Origin of the sequence: Sphingobacterium sp. JUb20 (assembly GCF_004342035.1) — a bacterium.
GTDB lineage: Bacteria > Bacteroidota > Bacteroidia > Sphingobacteriales > Sphingobacteriaceae > Sphingobacterium > Sphingobacterium anhuiense.
The window spans coordinates 231,182-247,419 of record NZ_SLYV01000010.1 but is presented as its reverse complement, the minus strand read 5'-3'; the positions used below and the strand labels follow the sequence as shown (position 1 = coordinate 247,419).

General features: G+C 34.6%; 14 protein-coding genes and 1 tRNA gene. 6 read left to right on the top strand and 9 right to left on the bottom strand.

Annotation, left to right across the window (positions count from 1 at the left end; genetic code table 11):
• A complete protein-coding gene (locus EDF66_RS18070; protein ID WP_021191074.1) occupies positions 1 to 513 on the bottom strand; it encodes an RNA polymerase sigma factor in 513 nt (170 codons plus the stop codon).
• 264 nt (positions 514 to 777) lie between these two features.
• Positions 778 to 1,794, bottom strand: a complete 1,017-nt coding sequence (murB, locus tag EDF66_RS18065; protein WP_132844079.1) for a UDP-N-acetylmuramate dehydrogenase — start codon at positions 1,792 to 1,794, stop codon at positions 778 to 780.
• 104 nt (positions 1,795 to 1,898) lie between these two features.
• Between murB and EDF66_RS18060 the strand changes: the two genes are divergently transcribed.
• A complete protein-coding gene (locus tag EDF66_RS18060; protein WP_021191073.1) occupies positions 1,899 to 2,504 on the top strand; it encodes a TetR/AcrR family transcriptional regulator in 606 nt (201 codons plus the stop codon).
• A 1-nt stretch (position 2,505) separates the two neighbouring features.
• Here the strand turns inward: EDF66_RS18060 and EDF66_RS18055 are convergent, their stop codons facing one another.
• The 3 genes from EDF66_RS18055 to EDF66_RS18045 form a co-directional block, all read right to left on the bottom strand.
• The gene (locus EDF66_RS18055) at positions 2,506 to 3,486 is read right to left on the bottom strand and encodes a YpdA family putative bacillithiol disulfide reductase (RefSeq protein WP_132844078.1); all 981 of its coding nucleotides are present in this window, start codon (positions 3,484 to 3,486) and stop codon (positions 2,506 to 2,508) included.
• Positions 3,487 to 3,506: 20 nt separating this feature from the next.
• Positions 3,507 to 5,702, bottom strand: a complete 2,196-nt coding sequence (locus EDF66_RS18050) for an FUSC family protein (RefSeq protein WP_243656079.1) — start codon at positions 5,700 to 5,702, stop codon at positions 3,507 to 3,509.
• 93 nt (positions 5,703 to 5,795) lie between these two features.
• Positions 5,796 to 6,206, bottom strand: coding sequence for an organic hydroperoxide resistance protein (locus EDF66_RS18045; RefSeq protein ID WP_132772040.1), 411 nt, complete (start codon positions 6,204 to 6,206; stop codon positions 5,796 to 5,798).
• Positions 6,207 to 6,401: 195 nt separating this feature from the next.
• On the opposite strand from EDF66_RS18045, the gene EDF66_RS18040 reads away from it, so the two are divergent.
• The 5 genes from EDF66_RS18040 (at position 6,402) to EDF66_RS18020 (ending at position 11,855) form a co-directional block, all read left to right on the top strand.
• On the top strand, positions 6,402 to 8,978 hold the full coding sequence (locus tag EDF66_RS18040; RefSeq protein WP_132772039.1) for a phosphoenolpyruvate carboxylase: 2,577 nt from the start codon (positions 6,402 to 6,404) through the stop codon (positions 8,976 to 8,978).
• 73 nt (positions 8,979 to 9,051) lie between these two features.
• Complete coding sequence (locus EDF66_RS18035) at positions 9,052 to 9,603, top strand: hypothetical protein (protein ID WP_132772038.1); 552 nt, start codon at positions 9,052 to 9,054, stop codon at positions 9,601 to 9,603.
• Positions 9,604 to 9,619: 16 nt separating this feature from the next.
• On the top strand, positions 9,620 to 10,630 hold the full coding sequence (locus tag EDF66_RS18030) for a Gfo/Idh/MocA family oxidoreductase (RefSeq protein ID WP_132844077.1): 1,011 nt from the start codon (positions 9,620 to 9,622) through the stop codon (positions 10,628 to 10,630).
• Between the two features lie 174 nt (positions 10,631 to 10,804).
• On the top strand, positions 10,805 to 11,683 hold the full coding sequence (locus EDF66_RS18025; RefSeq protein ID WP_132844076.1) for an exopolyphosphatase: 879 nt from the start codon (positions 10,805 to 10,807) through the stop codon (positions 11,681 to 11,683).
• Between the two features lie 88 nt (positions 11,684 to 11,771).
• Positions 11,772 to 11,855: transfer RNA gene (locus tag EDF66_RS18020), tRNA-Leu, on the top strand.
• A gap of 49 nt (positions 11,856 to 11,904) precedes the next feature.
• On the opposite strand, the gene EDF66_RS18015 is transcribed toward EDF66_RS18020, so the two are convergent.
• The 4 genes from EDF66_RS18015 to EDF66_RS18000 form a co-directional block, all read right to left on the bottom strand.
• Entirely contained in the window at positions 11,905 to 12,699 is a 795-nt protein-coding gene (locus tag EDF66_RS18015; protein WP_132844127.1) for a (Fe-S)-binding protein, read from the bottom strand.
• A gap of 22 nt (positions 12,700 to 12,721) precedes the next feature.
• Complete coding sequence (locus EDF66_RS18010; RefSeq protein WP_132844075.1) at positions 12,722 to 14,020, bottom strand: (Fe-S)-binding protein; 1,299 nt, start codon at positions 14,018 to 14,020, stop codon at positions 12,722 to 12,724.
• Positions 14,021 to 14,466: 446 nt separating this feature from the next.
• Complete coding sequence (locus EDF66_RS18005; RefSeq protein WP_031287178.1) at positions 14,467 to 15,033, bottom strand: OmpH family outer membrane protein; 567 nt, start codon at positions 15,031 to 15,033, stop codon at positions 14,467 to 14,469.
• 118 nt (positions 15,034 to 15,151) lie between these two features.
• Positions 15,152 to 15,685 carry an OmpH family outer membrane protein gene (locus tag EDF66_RS18000; protein ID WP_132844073.1) on the bottom strand — a complete coding sequence of 178 codons (534 nt, stop codon included), beginning with the start codon at positions 15,683 to 15,685 and terminating at the stop codon, positions 15,152 to 15,154.
• Positions 15,686 to 16,238: the final 553 nt, after the last annotated feature.

Here is a 16,238-nt window from a genome sequence, read left to right as displayed (position 1 = left end):
TTAGTCGATAAGTTTATATGTGGATAATGATTTCTTCATTACTTTGCGGGCGATATGTATCCGGGTTTTTACAGTACCAATTGGGATTGCTAAATATTCTGAAATTTCATGGTATTTATAGCCTTCGAAATACATGCTGAATGGAACGTAGTAGTCTTCCGATAATTTTGAAAGCGCATCATGGATGTCTTCCATGACAAATTTGTTTTCACCTTGATTTTTTGATGCTGATAAGATCAAGTTTGCATTTGAAATTTCTTCTTCTTTTGTTATGAAAGAATTCGTTTTAACAATTCTGCGGTAATTGTTAATGAATGTATTTTTCATAATAGTATATAACCATCCTTTAAGATTGGTTCCTTCTCTGAAGTTGTTGAAATATGTAACAGCCTTAAGCAGAGTGTCCTGCACTAAATCGTTAGCATCTTCGTTATCATTTGTAAACTTCTTTGCATAGTGTTTTAGAGAGTCTGACTGCTCTACCACTAACGAGTTGAATTCATACTTAGTCATATCACTGAATTTTTATTCACTTTAAAATGAATGGTTTACAAAACACTGAGTGAGAAATTGAAATGTTGATTCCTCAGCGATTTTAATACGGTTCAGTAGACTAATCGCAAATAGTATGCTAATTATTGAGAATTGATATAAATTTAATAAATATTTAACAGGAAGTTTCGTCTATAGAAATGTTATTTTGTGTAAAACGCCTAGCCAGAAGCTTTAAATGACCATTTTTATAAAGCTATTTTTAAAATATTTTTTTATTAAAAATCAAAAAATATTTACTTCACGTTCTAACTTTACATTGAATTTTTGATCAACATCGTTTATTATTTTAGACGATAATTCAAAAATTTCAGTTCCGCTTGCAGATTGTACATTTATTAGTACAAGTGCTTGATTTTTCCATACACCTGCCTGGCCGATCACTTTCCCTTTCCATCCGCATTGCTCTATTAACCAGCCTGCAGCTAACTTTACACCACCATCGGGCATGTTGTAACTGACTATATCTGGATAGAGTTCTTTTAATCCCTGATATTTATTTAATGAAATAATCGGGTTTTTAAAAAAGCTTCCGGCATTGCCTACCGTACTTGGATCAGGTAATTTTTCAACTCGAATAAAGGATACCACTTCCGCAATATCTTTTATGGTAGGATCACTTATATTTCTTTTTTTTAGTTCGGCACTTATGGCTCCATAAGAGGTATTTATTGATGGAGAAGAATTAACTTTGTAAGTAACCTCTGTAATTATATATCGTCCTTTTTGTTCTGATTTGAAAATACTATCCCGGTAAGAAAATTTGCAATCTTCATTATAGAATATTCTAAACACTCCTTCTAATGTGTCGAAAGCAATACAACTGTAAAAAATGTCCATAAGCTCGGTGCCGTATGCGCCTATGTTTTGAACTGGAGAAGCGCCCACTGTTCCAGGAATTAGAGCCATGTTTTCTAAACCACTATAATTGTTATTGACACAGAACCAAACGAGTTCATTCCATATTTCACCACCTGCAGCGGTGATAAAAATGTCGTTCTGATGCGGTTTTGCTGTAATCCCCTTAATGTTGATTTTAATGATATAACCTGCGTATGGTTGGGTAAATAAAATATTGCTTCCACTTCCCAATGTCAAGAAATCTTTTTCAAATATTCCGGCTTCATAAGCGCTTAATAACTGAGTGGGTTCTGTTATTTCAATGAAATGTGAAGCAACTTCAGTAATGCCGAATGTGTTATATTTTTTTAAAGAGATATCTGACTGTATATTTATACCCATTGTTGACTAGTTTTTTCAAAAATTCAAAAAAATAAATTATCTTTATATAATAGTTAGTAAAGATAGTACAAAGCAGTTATTATGTGTAATTAATTTTTGAATTGATGGCAAATGCAGATTTAAAGAGGACAAGGATTTTAGAGGCAGCAACGCGTAGATTTGCTCATTTTGGTATGGCCAAAACAACCATGTCCGAAATTGCAACTGATCTGAACTTTTCAAAAGCACTTCTTTATTATTATTTTCCAGATAAGAATAGTCTTTATTCTGCTGTATTCGAGTATGTGATTGATAAGATGGTGCAGGATATTAGAGAGAAGATCAACACCTGTGATGATTTTGAAGAAATCATGATGTATACCATCGATAAAAGAGTTGAACTAATTAATCAATATTATAATCTTTTTGAATATACGATCAATATGGTCAAAGAACTTCCTGAAGAACTGGAACGCGTTTTCAAAGAATCTTATGTAAGGGAGGTTGATCTTTTTGCTGAAATATTAGAAATAGGTGTTGAAACTGATAAAATCGAGGTAGAGGATGTTGAAGAGACTGCCCGCATTTTATTATATTCTTTGTTTGGAATGAGAATGGGAATATTGAAAGATATGAAGAATATGCTGTTTCCGACCAAGGATGAATTTGATGTGATATTAAGTTTGCAGAAGAAGATGATGCAAATATTTTTGAGAGGTTTAAGAAAGTAAATTATTCTCTCATTTCTTTCTTCTTGATATCTGCTAAAATTTGTTTTGCGTGTATTCGTGAATTTTCAATGAACCATAAATGAGTATTTAAACCTCCGCAGACCACTCCTGCAAGATACAACCCATCAATATTTGTTTCCATACTATCAGGATCATGTTCAGGAAGACAGGGTGATTCGGAGGGAATATGAATACCGATTTTTTTAAGAAAGTTGAAATTAGGCTGATATCCTGTCAGGGCCAAAACAAAATCATTTTCTAGTATGATATCGCCTGTTGGGGTATGGACGTGCGCGTGCGAATCTGTGATCTCTTTTAATTTGCTATTATATAGTACACGTATTTCGCCGGAGGCGATTCTGTTTTCAATATCTGGTTTGACCCAATATTTTACTCTTGGACTAATTTCTTTCCCGCGAATCACGAGCGTCACGTCTGCGCCTTTTCTATAAGTCTCAAGTGCGGCATCAATTGATGAATTGCTTGCTCCAACTACAATTACTTTTTGATTGGCATAATAGTGCGGATCATGATAATAATGTTTTACTTTTTCTAATTCCTCACCTGGAATATTAAGTAGCGTGGGGATGTCGTAAAACCCGGTAGCAATGATGACATTTTTCGAACTGTAGGTATTTTTTATCGTATTGATTTTGAAAAGATGGTGATCTTTTGTTATTTCAGTTACTTCTTCGAATAGTCGGGTATTGAGCTTAAATTTCTGCTGGATGCGGCGATAATATTCTAATGCTTCTGCTCTTTTTGGTTTAGGTAAGGTGGTTACAAATGGGATGTCGCCAATTTCTAAGCGGTCGGAAGAGGAAAAGAAAGTCATATTCTGCGGATAATTATATAACGAGTTCACCAAACATCCTTTCTCCAGGATCAGGTATGTCTTGTTATTTAAAGATGCTTCTAAAGCACAGGCCAGTCCAATTGGTCCTCCGCCTACAATGATGATATCGTAATAATTATCGTGCATAGTTGCTTGTTGTATGAAAATTAATGCATTTTATTGTTTAACATGGGGTCGATCTCAGCGCTTGTTTTTTCTTTTAATTGCTGTACCAATTTAGCTATGTCTGCAACAATTTTAGTAATAAATTGAAGTTGTTCGGTCATTAAAGTACTGTTTTCATCGGCCGTTTCATCAACTGATATTTGATTTTCTGGTATTTGAAAATCTACAGGTATAAATTGATTTTCTTCATTGGGGTTGGCCAATGCTTTGATAGCCGTTTCTAAGGAACTTAATATTTTACGGATCAATTTAATATGTTCTTTTGTTATTGTGTGGTTGACTCTTGAGGATGTAACCTGATTATGCAGGGTTACTGCAAATGAGGCTAAAACATGGTTAAAAATAACAAACTTGTTTACATCTTTTGTGTATTTCTGTTTATTTTTTGGTTCCGTTAACATGCGTTGAAAGGTTGATCCCATATTGGCTGTTTCAACGTAAAGTTTTTTCCTTACCAGTTTGTATTCTGTAATAGTGGGCTCATTTCCTGCGATTTCTTTTAAAGTTAGTGCTATATAGTGATAGCTTGCGATAAGTAGTTTTTGCATGGAGAATTTGACCTGCGTTGCTTCCCAATTTGGGAAAATGACATAACTGGACAAAAATGCTATCATACCTCCTATGAAAGTATCTAAAATACGCTCTTTTGTTACCTCCATGGTATTTGTACTTACAAAACTTAGCATAATGAGTACATAGGGCGTCATAAAAATAACAGCAACGATATAATTGACCCGAAAAAGACTGTATGCACTTAGGAAGAAAAAAATAAGCAAAACAAAGCGAATCGTTTCGTCGTGAACTACGAATAAAATAAGAGCGCCAATAAGACCGCCGATTACGGTTCCCATGAGACGCTGTATATTTCTTGATTTTGTTAAGCCAAAACCAGGTTTTAAAATCACCATAATCGTCAACAGTATCCAAAAGATATTTTCAGTTATATGAAATGATTTGGCTACAAAATAAGAAACAGACATGACAATAGCCATGCGTAATGCGTGTCTAAAATAAGTGGATTCTAGGGTTAAATTTTCTCTTATTTTTTTAAAATCAATGATCGAAGGTTCTATAAATTTTTTTGCTTCGTCAATTTCCATTTTATTAACTTCTGTAGATTTTAAATGGGAATAGCTGTAGATATCATTGATATGTCTGATGATATCTCGGACATTGATTAAAATCTTCCTTAAGGCAATCGTACTGTATTGAAGCTCTTTTTCAACAGTATCAATTTTTTTATGTAATAAATTGATCTCTTGATCAAAGTTATACATAGGTTTCGGCATTCTGTTGGCATTGAGTTGATATGCAATGTGATCGAGCTCATTCGTCAGTTTTAAAATGATATGTTTGAATTCGTTCAAAATACCGGTATGACCAAATTTTTCACTGACGGTGTTATAGTCATAATGTGTCGCCATACTTTGTTCAAAAAGGTCAATGATATCATTGAAGACAAAGGTTAGATAGCGGCCCGTTTTGGTGGTATCTTTTATGGATCGCTTACTTTGAAAAAGTAAGTTTCTTACATTTTCCTGATGATCATTTACTTCTACTTGTTTTTCGATAAGTTTAAGGTAATTCTTATCATTATCCACATTGATATCATAAAAATTAGCCTTTAATCTGAGGTAATCGGCAACATGACGAATGGATTCTGCGAGTTCCTGCTGTGTTAATCTGTATGGACGAATCTGCGTGATGGATAGGCTGATGATGATATACCAGAGGCATCCGATACTATAGTAAAATAGATATGATAGGGCACCAAATAGGGTAAATGGCGTATCGACATGTATCAACATCATTAGCATACACATTAATCCTACATTCGCAGCTCGGGCATTGAAAACTGCAAACATTGCGAAGATAAAACATAATGCCGCAATGAGTATGGTCAATAAATAGATATTAGCGTTTACGGAAACAGTAAGTATAAAGGTAATGATGGTTAATATACCTGCAAAATACATTCCGGTACGGCGATGGGAAGGGGCACCGGGCGTGTCTGATAATCCGACCAATAAGGCTCCTAATGACACATAAGTACCATTTATGAATTGACCCATGGCAGCAAAAATAATGACAGGAACTATGCACCCAATGGTTATCCTAATACCATCTGCGAAATATTGGCTATAAAAAAAACTCTTTATCTCTTGTGTCTGCTTCATAATATCGAATACAAACAAATATACAAGATTGAATAGGAAAAGCTATGCTTTTTATTGTAAAAGCATAGCCTGTTAATATTTAAATACAAGAATCTAAATTCCAGTTATTTTGGTTTCTATATTTCCTTTGGTCGCCTTAGAATAAGGGCATACACGATGTGCTTTTTCGGCAAGCTTTTGAGATTCTGATGCACTTAATGTGGGAATGTGCAAATCAATTTCAGCTGAGATAAAGAATGCATTGTTTTCTTCATTAAATGAAGCTCTAACGGTTACGGTAGCATCTTTCATGTCGACATGATCTTTTTCTCCTACTGCAGCTACGGCACCTAAAAAGCATGAACTCCATGCTGCCGCAAATAATTGCTCAGGGTTGGTGGCATTACCTTCACCTCCCATTGCTGTTGGTTTTTTAACGATCAAATCAATTATTCCATCTGAAGATTTCACTTCGCCATTACGTCCGCCTGTTGCGGTAACTTCTGCTGTATATAGTTTTCCCATTTCGCTCTTTGTTTAATGATTTAAAATAATATAACAAATGGCAAAAGGTTTTTGTTCTTAATAATATTGTAATATTACAATGTTATTATTATCTATTTTTCATTTAAATGATTATTTGAATATTAATTTTATATATTTGAATGTTTGATCTTATTCAAACATTCTCCATTAACGACAATTTGTTTTTTCTATAATATGAAATTGAGTACAAAAGAAGCCGTTTTTCAAAACGAAGTTTTGACGCGATTTGAACTTTTTAAAAGTCTATTTTTAACACTGCCCTTCCAGCAAGTGAAGGATACTGGTACCTTGTTACCTTTTTTTGCCCAACATTGTGAGAAGGGTGTTGAGAAACATCAAACTCCAGAGGAAATTATCAATTCTTTCTTTGTGCAGCATGAGCTTTATTCGGATGAACAAACTCAGGTCGATCTATTATTTCGATTTGTGCAATATATAGAAAGACAGGTGGTTCTTTTTGATGCTATTGAAGATTCTTCATTTAAAGCGATCGGCAAGACTGATCAATCTTCACAGCTTGGGTCTTTAATTAAATCTTCTGAAATAAATCCGGAATTAAAGCGTAAGATAGTTGGTAAATTGAAAGATTTTTCGGTTCGTCTTGTGTTAACGGCTCATCCAACTCAGTTTTATCCTGGGACTGTTCTATCGATTATCAATGATTTAATTGGAGCGATTAAGGAGAATGATATTCACAATATTCATTTATTATTGCAACAGTTAGGTAAAACACCATTTATTAATAACAATAAGCCAACTCCAGTTGATGAAGCTATTAGTTTAGCTTGGTTTTTGGAAAATGTTTTTTACAAAGTTGCTTCTGAAATCCAAACATATATTGATGATGAGCTAGGTATAGAGACGGAAGAGGTTAGGCAATTGATTGAACTGGGTTTCTGGCCGGGGGGAGATCGTGACGGTAACCCTAATGTAAGTGCTGAAAGTACTAAAAAGGTAGCGACACTTTTAAGGACAATCTTATTTCGCTGTTATTATAGGGATTTTAGAGTTGTAAAACGTCGCATTACATTTAGAGGGGTTGAAAAATATATGGATAATCTGCAGGAACTGTTTTATGAAAATAGTTTTAACCCTGTTGAGAATCCTGTTGATGAAACAGCACAGATTGTTGAAAATCTAAAAGCTATTCAAGTTGTGCTTAAAGAGGACCATAATAATCTTTTTGTTGAGATTGTTGACGATTTGTTACGCAAAGTAATGACCTTCGGTTGTTTCTTTACCACGCTTGATATTCGTCAGGACAGTAGTATTCTGACTCAAACTTTTGAATATATCATTAAGAAATATCCGGAAGAAACTGGTATTTCAGCTGATTTCTCATCGTTATCTGAAGTAGATAAACAGACTGCTATTGATTTTAAAGAGTTAGATCTAGCGTTTGATGAAGAGGCTACCGCATTGGAAGTTGATACTTTACAAGTTATTCGTTTACTGAAAGATATTCAAAAATCAGGATCTGAGCGTGCTGCACAGCGATTTATCATCAGTAATTGTCAGCAAGCGAGCGATATTTTGGGATTACGACAGTTATTTCTCTGGTCTGGCTGGAAGAAAGATACTTTAACTATTGATTTTGTACCTCTATTTGAAACTGTTGATGATTTGACGCGTGCTGCTGATGTGATGAAATCACTTTATACGAATAAGGAGTATGCCAAGCATCTTAAATTGAGAGGAAATAAGCAAACAATTATGCTTGGTTATTCTGACAGTACTAAAGATGGTGGTTATTTGATGGCTAACTGGTCTATTTATAGTGCTAAAATTGAATTAACCGCTATTGCTCGAGAATATGATGTGGATCTCGTATTTTTTGATGGTCGTGGTGGTCCGCCTGCGAGAGGTGGGGGTAAAACGCAACGTTTCTATGCATCAATGGGGGAAGAAATTGCTAATGATCATATTCAATTAACTATTCAGGGACAAACTATAAGTAGTCAATACGGTTCTCTAGATACAGCACGATTTAATATCGAACAATTACTTCATGCTGGGATTATTTCAGATCTTAAACAAAGGTCGGGTGATACTTTAACGCCGCATCAGAAAGGTATTGTGGATAAATTGGCAGATCTCAGCTATAATAAGTTTATGGATTTACGTAAGAATCCTTTATTCTTAAGCTATTTAGAAAATTTATCACCTTTAAAAGCGCTTTCCTCTATCAATATCAGTAGTCGTCCAGTTAAAAGAAATTCGGATAAGGAGCTGAAGCTTAAAGACCTTCGTGCTATCAGTTTCGTAACTGCCTGGAGTCAATTGAAACAAAATATACCCGGTTTTTATGGTGTCGGTACAGCATTGAAATGGGCGGAACAAAATAATCTTTGGAAAGATGTTCAACAGTTATATTTATCTTCTGGTTTCTTTCAGACTTTAATTGATAACTGTATGATGTCCATGACCAAATCGAACTTTGATATTACTTCTTATATGCAATATGATGAGAAATATGGCGAGTTTTGGAAGATGTTGCATGCCGAGTTTTTAATTACCAAAGAGTATTTGTTAAAATTGAGCAATACATCGAAATTAATGGAAAATTACCCTATTGATCGTGAATCCATATTGGCACGTGAGAATATTGTGTTGCCATTATTAATTATTCAACACTATGCTATCAAGGTAATCAATGAGGGTAAATTGGATGAAAAGAAGCGAGAAGCTTATGCTAAATTAATTGCCAGAACAATTTATGGGGTTGTTAATGCCGGTAGAAATGTGGCATAAAGTTCAACTCTTTTTTAATTAGAGTTTTGAACCCCGTTTATTTTATTATTTTTGTGCTGTTAATATAATTGATATGAAATTTAATAAGTTATTTGTAGCGGTAGCAGTTTGTGGAAGTTCTTTATTAGCTTCTTGTAACTACCAAACAGGTTTGGATAACCAATATAAAAATTCGCGTGCTTCTTTGGCTGATGGTGATGCTTATGCCATGTTTAAGTTTGTGGGTGAGCAAGGGAACTATTTGATGAATTTGGCGAAATTTGCTGAGTCAAAATCTACTTCTGCAGAGACGAAAGCTTTATCTGCAAAAATTCAAGAGTCGTATAGTACTATTCTTCCGCAGTTGGATTCATTAGCATTGAGCCTTCATGTTAATGATGCGATGAGAGGTGTTCCTGCTTTTCAAGCTCCGGTTGCTTTAGGTGCGGACAGTACTGCAGCATTTAATGATAAAGCTTATACTCATCTTGTTGCTGAGATTCAAGCTGAAGTAAATAAAAAATTGACGAAAGAGTCTCACAATACAAATGCTGCTGTTAATCACTTTTCACATGAGAGCTTAGAAAAACTTCAAGAGGTTTATAAACTTGCTGGTGGTAAAGTAGATGAGCATGCACATCACTAAATAAAATCTTATTTTAATGACTGTAAATAAAATAATTACAGGTGTTTTGTCGTATGGAATGTCCGGAAGGGTATTCCATACGCCATTTATAGCCAATAATGATCGCTTTGAATTGCGGGCAGTTGTAGAGCGATCAACTAAAAAAGCACAATTAGATTATCCTTCGATTATCAGTTATGATAGTGTTGAGGAGCTTCTCGCAGATGATGCAATTGAACTTGTCATTATCAATACACCAAACGATACCCATGTTTCTTTAGCTAAGCAAGCTTTGCTGGCAGGAAAACATGTTCTGATTGAAAAGCCTTTTGCGCCTACGGTATTAGAAGCAAAGGAATTATTTGATTTGGGACGAAAGGTTGGAAAGTTTGTATTACCTTATCATAACAGAAGATTTGATTCGGATTTTAATTCGCTAAAATCTGTTTTGGAATGTGGTAAAGTTGGTGAACCTGTTGAACTTCATTTACGATTTGATCGTTATCGTGCTGAGATTGGACAAAAGGTCTTTAAAGAAACTAAGCGTCCTGCCGCAGGAATTTTGTTTGATCTGGGATCTCACTTACTGGACCAGGTGATCTCTTTATTTGGCAAGCCATTAACTGCTGTCAAAAGAACATCTATACATCGTAAAGATTCTGAGGTTGATGATTTTGCTACACTTCTATTGACTTTTGATCATGGTCTTACCGTATTTATCACGGTCAGTATGTTGGTCTTAGAATCACAGTATAGCTTTCTGCTCCATGGTACACAAGGAACCTTTGTTAAGGATCGTACGGACGTGCAAGAGAATCAACTGATTGATGGTATTAGTCCTATTGATGAGCATTATGGAGAAGAGAATGAACATGCCGAAGGATTGCTTACTTACTTAGAGCAGGGTAATATGGTCTCAGAACGATTAAAAGCTTTAAAAGGTAATTATATGCTGTTGTTTGATGCTGTTTACGATCAAATAAGAAACGATAAGGCTTATTTTGTTACGGAAGAACAGATTTATTGGCAATTGGAAATTTTGGAATAACCGACTTAGTGTTAAATTATTATCTTGTTCATAATTATTTAACACTAATTTCACTTCGTCTTCATTTATTATTTATATTTTCGAAACAATTAAAGAAGGCTTATTGTGAAGGAGTATTTTATCCATTCTCAGTAAGAAGTCAATTTCATTTTTATTTACTTTAAATGTATTAATGTGAGGTATGCTGCGATAGATATCGGCTCCAATGCGGTTAGACTTTTAATTGCTGATATTGTTCAAGAAAAAGAAGGTTTTTCTTTTAAAAAGAATACCCTACTAAGGGTGCCGTTGCGTCTTGGTGATGACGCTTTCATCCATCAAAAATTATCGCCTAAAAAAGCGGATAATTTAGTAAAGACTATGCGTGCATTTCGTGAACTGATGGATGTGTATAATGTTGAAGATTATATGGCATGTGCTACATCGGCGATGCGTGATGTAACCAACGGTCCTGAGGTTGTGAAACGGGTAAGTGAAATTGGTATTGATATCGCTATTATTGATGGAACCAAAGAAGCTGAGATAATTTACAATAGCCATCTGGAAGCGAAGATGGATATGGATAAAGTTTATTTGTATATCGATGTTGGCGGCGGAAGTACTGAATTATCGTTGTTTGCAAATGCCAAATTGGTGAATTCCAAATCTTTTAATTTAGGAACAATCCGTATTTTGGATAACAAAGATGAACAGGAGACCTGGGATGACCTTAAGGAATGGGTAACCAATAATACAAAAATGTATAAGCAGGTGTACGGTATAGGAACGGGTGGTAATATCAATAAGCTTTCCCGCTTGGCAAATGAAAAAGGTGATAAGCCTATTTCTTATGCAAAATTGAAGGCTCTTTATCATTATCTAACTTCGTATTCTTTAAAAGAACGCATTACTTTATTGGGATTAAATGATGATCGTGCCGACGTCATTATCCCAGCGACAGAAATTTTCATGACTATCATGAAGTATGGACACTTGAAGCAGATTATGGTACCTCGCGTAGGATTAGTTGACGGGGTTATCCATACTTTGATAAAAAAGAATTTGCTAAAATAAGAGGTAAAAATAAAAATGAATATACAGGTAAAAAATACTTGTAGAATTTAAAAAAACGTTTAAATTTGCGATACCATTTTGAAATTAGGCCCAGGTGGCGAAATTGGTAGACGCACCATCTTGAGGGGGTGGCGCCTGTATGGGTGTGGCAGTTCGAATCTGCTTCTGGGTACATCATATTGATGATAAAAAAAGGTCTGGATATTTTTCCAGACCTTTTTTTATATTCGATTAGCTCGTACCGTTATTTCGGCGATATCTAATACTTCTATTTCCGTTTCTTTGTCTTTAATTTTTACTCCATCTTTAAGCATAGTCATGCAGAATGGACAGGCGGCGGCAACAATCGTAGCTTGGCTGTCGATTACTTCCTCTATGCGCTCTATATTGACGTCTTTTGTGCCTTTCTCAGGTTCTTTAAACATTTGCCCGCCACCAGCTCCACAGCATAGTCCATTGCTTTTACATCTTTTTAATTCGATTAATTGTGCATCTAGACTTTCCAGTACTTTTCTAGGTGCTTCGTAAACTTCATTGGCGCGACCTAAGTAGCAGGGATCATGGTAAGTGATCTTTTTGCCCTGAAAAATATGACCGTCTGCAGGTTTCAGTTTTCCTTCATCAATTAGACTTTGAATCAATTGCGTGTGATGAATTAGTTCGTAGTTCCCCCCAAGTGCAGGATACTCGTTTTTAAGGGTGTTAAAACAATGGGGGCATGCAGTTACTATTTTTTTTACTTCATAGCCATCTAATACCTGAATATTCATCATGGCCTGCATTTGAAATAGAAATTCATTGCCAGCACGTTTTGCTGGATCACCGGTACAACTTTCTTCTGTTCCCAATATCGCGTATTTGATTCCGACATGCTGTAGGATACGGCAAATATCTCGGGTTATCTTTTGAGCCCTTTCATCAAAACTTCCGGCACAACCTACCCAAAATAGAATATCTGCTGTTTCACCTTTAGCCACTAACTCGGCCATCGTTGGGACGTGTAATTCTTTTTCCATCTTTATCGTTTTATAAAAAGCATTATTTTTGAGAAGTCCAGTTTGCACGATCCATTTGTGAATATTTCCAAGGTGCACCGTTATTTTCTACATTTCCAAACATTGTATTAATGCTTGCAGGTGCTTGTGATTCTTCCATCACAGAGAACCTTCTCAATTCAATAATTATTTCAAGGGGATTGATATTCACTGGACATTGCTCTACACATGCATTACAGCTTGTGCAGGCCCATAATTCTTCACGAGTTATATAAGTGTCTAATAAAGATTTTTGATCATCTACAAAGCTTCCATTGGCTTTAATATTTTTTCCGACTTCATCTAGACGATCGCGTGTGTCCATCATGATTTTTCTTGGAGATAGCAATTTGCCTGTTATATTTGCGGGACAAGAGGATGTGCATCGTCCGCATTCTGTACAGGTGTAGGCATCCAATAAGTTTTTCCATGTTAAATCCTGAACATCTTTTGCACCAAAACGAATAGGTTGATCTGATACAGGAGGGGTGAAGGTTGGATCTAACATCGCTTTTACCTCATTGGTTACACTTTCCATATTCGTTAATTCTCCCTTGGGTTTTAAATTCGAAAAATAGGTGTTCGGGAATGCCAGCAAAATGTGCAGGTGTTTTGAATAGGGTAAATAATTAAGAAAAGCTAATACTCCAAGAATGTGGAACCACCAGCAGATCCGCTCAATCATTATCAGAGCAGATGGATCGGAAGGTAGGAATGAAATTATATATTGACTGATTGGAAATGAGCCGGCAATAATATAATGTGATTCGCCATAGAGCTGTAATTTTTGATCTGCGGCATTCATTAATAAAAACGCTGTCATTAACAGAATTTCTGTAATCAGAATAAGGTTTGCATCTGTTTTTGGCCAATTCTTTAATTCTGGGCTATTGAGGCGCTTTAAGTGAAGGACATTTCTGCGAATAAAGAAAATGATACAGCCCAACAGAACACCAAAAGCTAACCATTCGAATGAGGCAATCAAGAAATTATAAAATCCTCCTAAAAATGATAAAAAACGATGGGTACCAAATATGCCGTCTACTACGATCTCAATCATCTCTATATTGATAATACAAAAACCGATATAAACGAAAAGGTGAAGTATTGCGGGAATAATCCGCTTAAACATTTTTTTTTGACCAAATGCAACCAAAAGCATGGTTTTAAAACGTTCGGCAGGTTTGTCATTTCGATTAAGCGCTCTTCCTATTTTTATATTTTTATAAATCTGCCTAGCATTTTTTGCAAACAGAATTATTGCGCTAACAAAGCATAATGTAAATATAAGTTGGTTAATCATATCTTTTTATCACTGTATACACAAATATAATATAAATAATATATTATGCATGCATAATATATTATTTAGAATTTTTAAAAATTAATGACTTTTTTGAATAAATAAGTTTGGCATTGTGGTTTGGAGGTAGGCCTGGGGTGTGTATTCAATTCTGACGATATTGCTTATTAGCTACAAATGGTAAGGTAAGGTAAGGTAAGGTAAGGTAAGGTAAGGTAAGGTAAGGTAAGGTAAGGTAAGGTAAGGTAAGGTAAGGTAAGGTAAGGTAAGGTAAGTTAAGGTAAGGTAAGGTAAGGTAAGGTAAGGTAAGGTAAGGTAAGGTAAGGTAAGGTAAGGTAAGGTAAGGTAAGGTAAGGTAAGGTAAGGTAAGGTCATAAAAAAAAACAGCAGACCTTGAAGGGACTGCTGTTTTTTTATGACCTGAATTTATTTCAGGATTTAATTAATTATTTTTTTGCAGGAGTTGCAGGAGCAGCTGTTGCAGAAATACCTAATTTTGTTTTTAAAGCAGGTGTTAAATCATCTCCGCCTTGGAAATAAGGAATGTTTGTGCTTGAGATATCAAAAACATAAGCAAATCCTTTTTCTTTAGATACAGCAGTAAGTGCATCTGATACTTTTCTATGAATAGGAGAAATCAACTCTTCTTCTTTTTTGTTTAATTCTTCTTGAGCAACACGTTGGTTTTCGTTGATACGAGTTTCGATATCGCGTAATTCAGTACCTAATTTTTGTAATTCAACATCAACAGTCTCTTTGTTTGCTTCGCTTCTGTTACGTGCTTTATCATTTGCTTCTTTTTGTTTCGTTTGATACATCGCATACATATCTTGAAGCTCTTTCGTTTTTCCGTCGCTTAAAGTTTTCAATTGGCCTTCCGCTGTTTTGAATTCTGGTGTTGCCTGAATAACTTCAGCTAAATTAACGTGACCAATTTTTTGTTGTGCCTGAGCTAACTGAGTAGCGAAAATAACTGCTACAAATGCAATAGCACCTTTAAATAAATTTCTCATTCTTTTCATTTTAATCTTAAATCGTCTCTTCAAATTATAAATGAGACAAATTTTTGTGTTTCTAATTTAATACTTACTACTACTGGTATTTGTTCTCGCAATATTAATAAACTAATATTTAGTTTGCAAGTGCTGAATTAGGTTTTAATCCTAATTTAATAATGACGTCATTACTTTTATCCAATTTTGGATTTGCATATAGGAATGTTACTTCTTGACCTCTATCTAATACAAGATCGAATCCTTGTGATTGCGCTACATCTTGAATTGCTTTGGACACGCGTTGTTGTATAGGTTGAACCAGTTGCTGACGTTGTTTAAATAACTCGCCTTCAAAACCAAATTTTTGTTTTTGATAATCTTTTACTTCTTTTTCTTTTTTCACGATTTCATCTTCGCGACGTCTGCGCATATCTTCATTTAGTAAAACTTGATCATTCTGATAAGCTTTATACATTTTTTCTATTTCAGCATATTGTTGATCTACCTCTTGTTGCCATTTTTGAGAAAGATCATCTAACTGTTTTTGTGCGGCTGTATATTCAGGGATATGCTTTAAAATATATTCTGAATTAACATAGGCAAAATTTTGTGCAAAAGTAGCTGATATGGTAACTACGACAAATGCTATTACTAAAACTATTTTTTTCATATTCTCTGAAAGTTTTATAGACTATAATATATTATTTAACACTAATTTACTTTAAGACCATGGATAAACCCAATAGTTTAATTTGGGAAAATCATCTCCAGTAAACTTACTGCCCAAAAATAATAAAAAAGAAGCAATCTATGCGATATTTTTCGGGTTTAACACTATTTAACTTGTTTGCCCTTTTTCCTTCATGTTATGAGTAGTATAGATTCTAGTGGTTAATGATAATTTGATGAATTATTATTTTTTTTGTAGGAACTTTTTTTGAAATATTATCAATGATATGTAGCATTTAATGCGTGTTTTTTATTTGTTTCGTTAAATAGTATTATCACTTATAGTCGTTTTTTATAAATGCTGTTTCGAGGGGTTTATAATCGAGTTGCTGGATGTGAGTATGGTATTTTATACTTTTGGCATAGGAGATGAAACGCGTTTTTAGAATAATTGAAAACTTAGTGTTTAAAACAAACTTCTCAACCCTTTTAGGAATTGGTGGTAAAAAGAAAGGCTTTCACCATTGTGAAAGCCTTTCTTTTTATTTTGATAG

Bases quoted from the DNA above. Each gene is read 5' to 3' on its own strand.
- EDF66_RS18050 (WP_243656079.1), bottom strand. From the start codon at position 5,702: ATGAAGCAGACACAAGAGATAAAGAGTTTTTTTTATAGCCAATATTTC.
- EDF66_RS18060 (WP_021191073.1), top strand. From the start codon at position 1,899: ATGGCAAATGCAGATTTAAAGAGGACAAGGATTTTAGAGGCAGCAACG.
- EDF66_RS18045 (WP_132772040.1), bottom strand. From the start codon at position 6,206: ATGGGAAAACTATATACAGCAGAAGTTACCGCAACAGGCGGACGTAAT.
- murB (WP_132844079.1), bottom strand. From the start codon at position 1,794: ATGGGTATAAATATACAGTCAGATATCTCTTTAAAAAAATATAACACA.
- EDF66_RS18015 (WP_132844127.1), bottom strand. From the start codon at position 12,699: ATGGAAAAAGAATTACACGTCCCAACGATGGCCGAGTTAGTGGCTAAA.
- EDF66_RS18005 (WP_031287178.1), bottom strand. From the start codon at position 15,033: ATGAGAAATTTATTTAAAGGTGCTATTGCATTTGTAGCAGTTATTTTC.
- EDF66_RS18070 (WP_021191074.1), bottom strand. From the start codon at position 513: ATGACTAAGTATGAATTCAACTCGTTAGTGGTAGAGCAGTCAGACTCT.
- EDF66_RS18035 (WP_132772038.1), top strand. From the start codon at position 9,052: ATGAAATTTAATAAGTTATTTGTAGCGGTAGCAGTTTGTGGAAGTTCT.
- EDF66_RS18055 (WP_132844078.1), bottom strand. From the start codon at position 3,486: ATGCACGATAATTATTACGATATCATCATTGTAGGCGGAGGACCAATT.
- EDF66_RS18030 (WP_132844077.1), top strand. From the start codon at position 9,620: ATGACTGTAAATAAAATAATTACAGGTGTTTTGTCGTATGGAATGTCC.
- EDF66_RS18000 (WP_132844073.1), bottom strand. From the start codon at position 15,685: ATGAAAAAAATAGTTTTAGTAATAGCATTTGTCGTAGTTACCATATCA.
- EDF66_RS18010 (WP_132844075.1), bottom strand. From the start codon at position 14,020: ATGATTAACCAACTTATATTTACATTATGCTTTGTTAGCGCAATAATT.
- EDF66_RS18040 (WP_132772039.1), top strand. From the start codon at position 6,402: ATGAAATTGAGTACAAAAGAAGCCGTTTTTCAAAACGAAGTTTTGACG.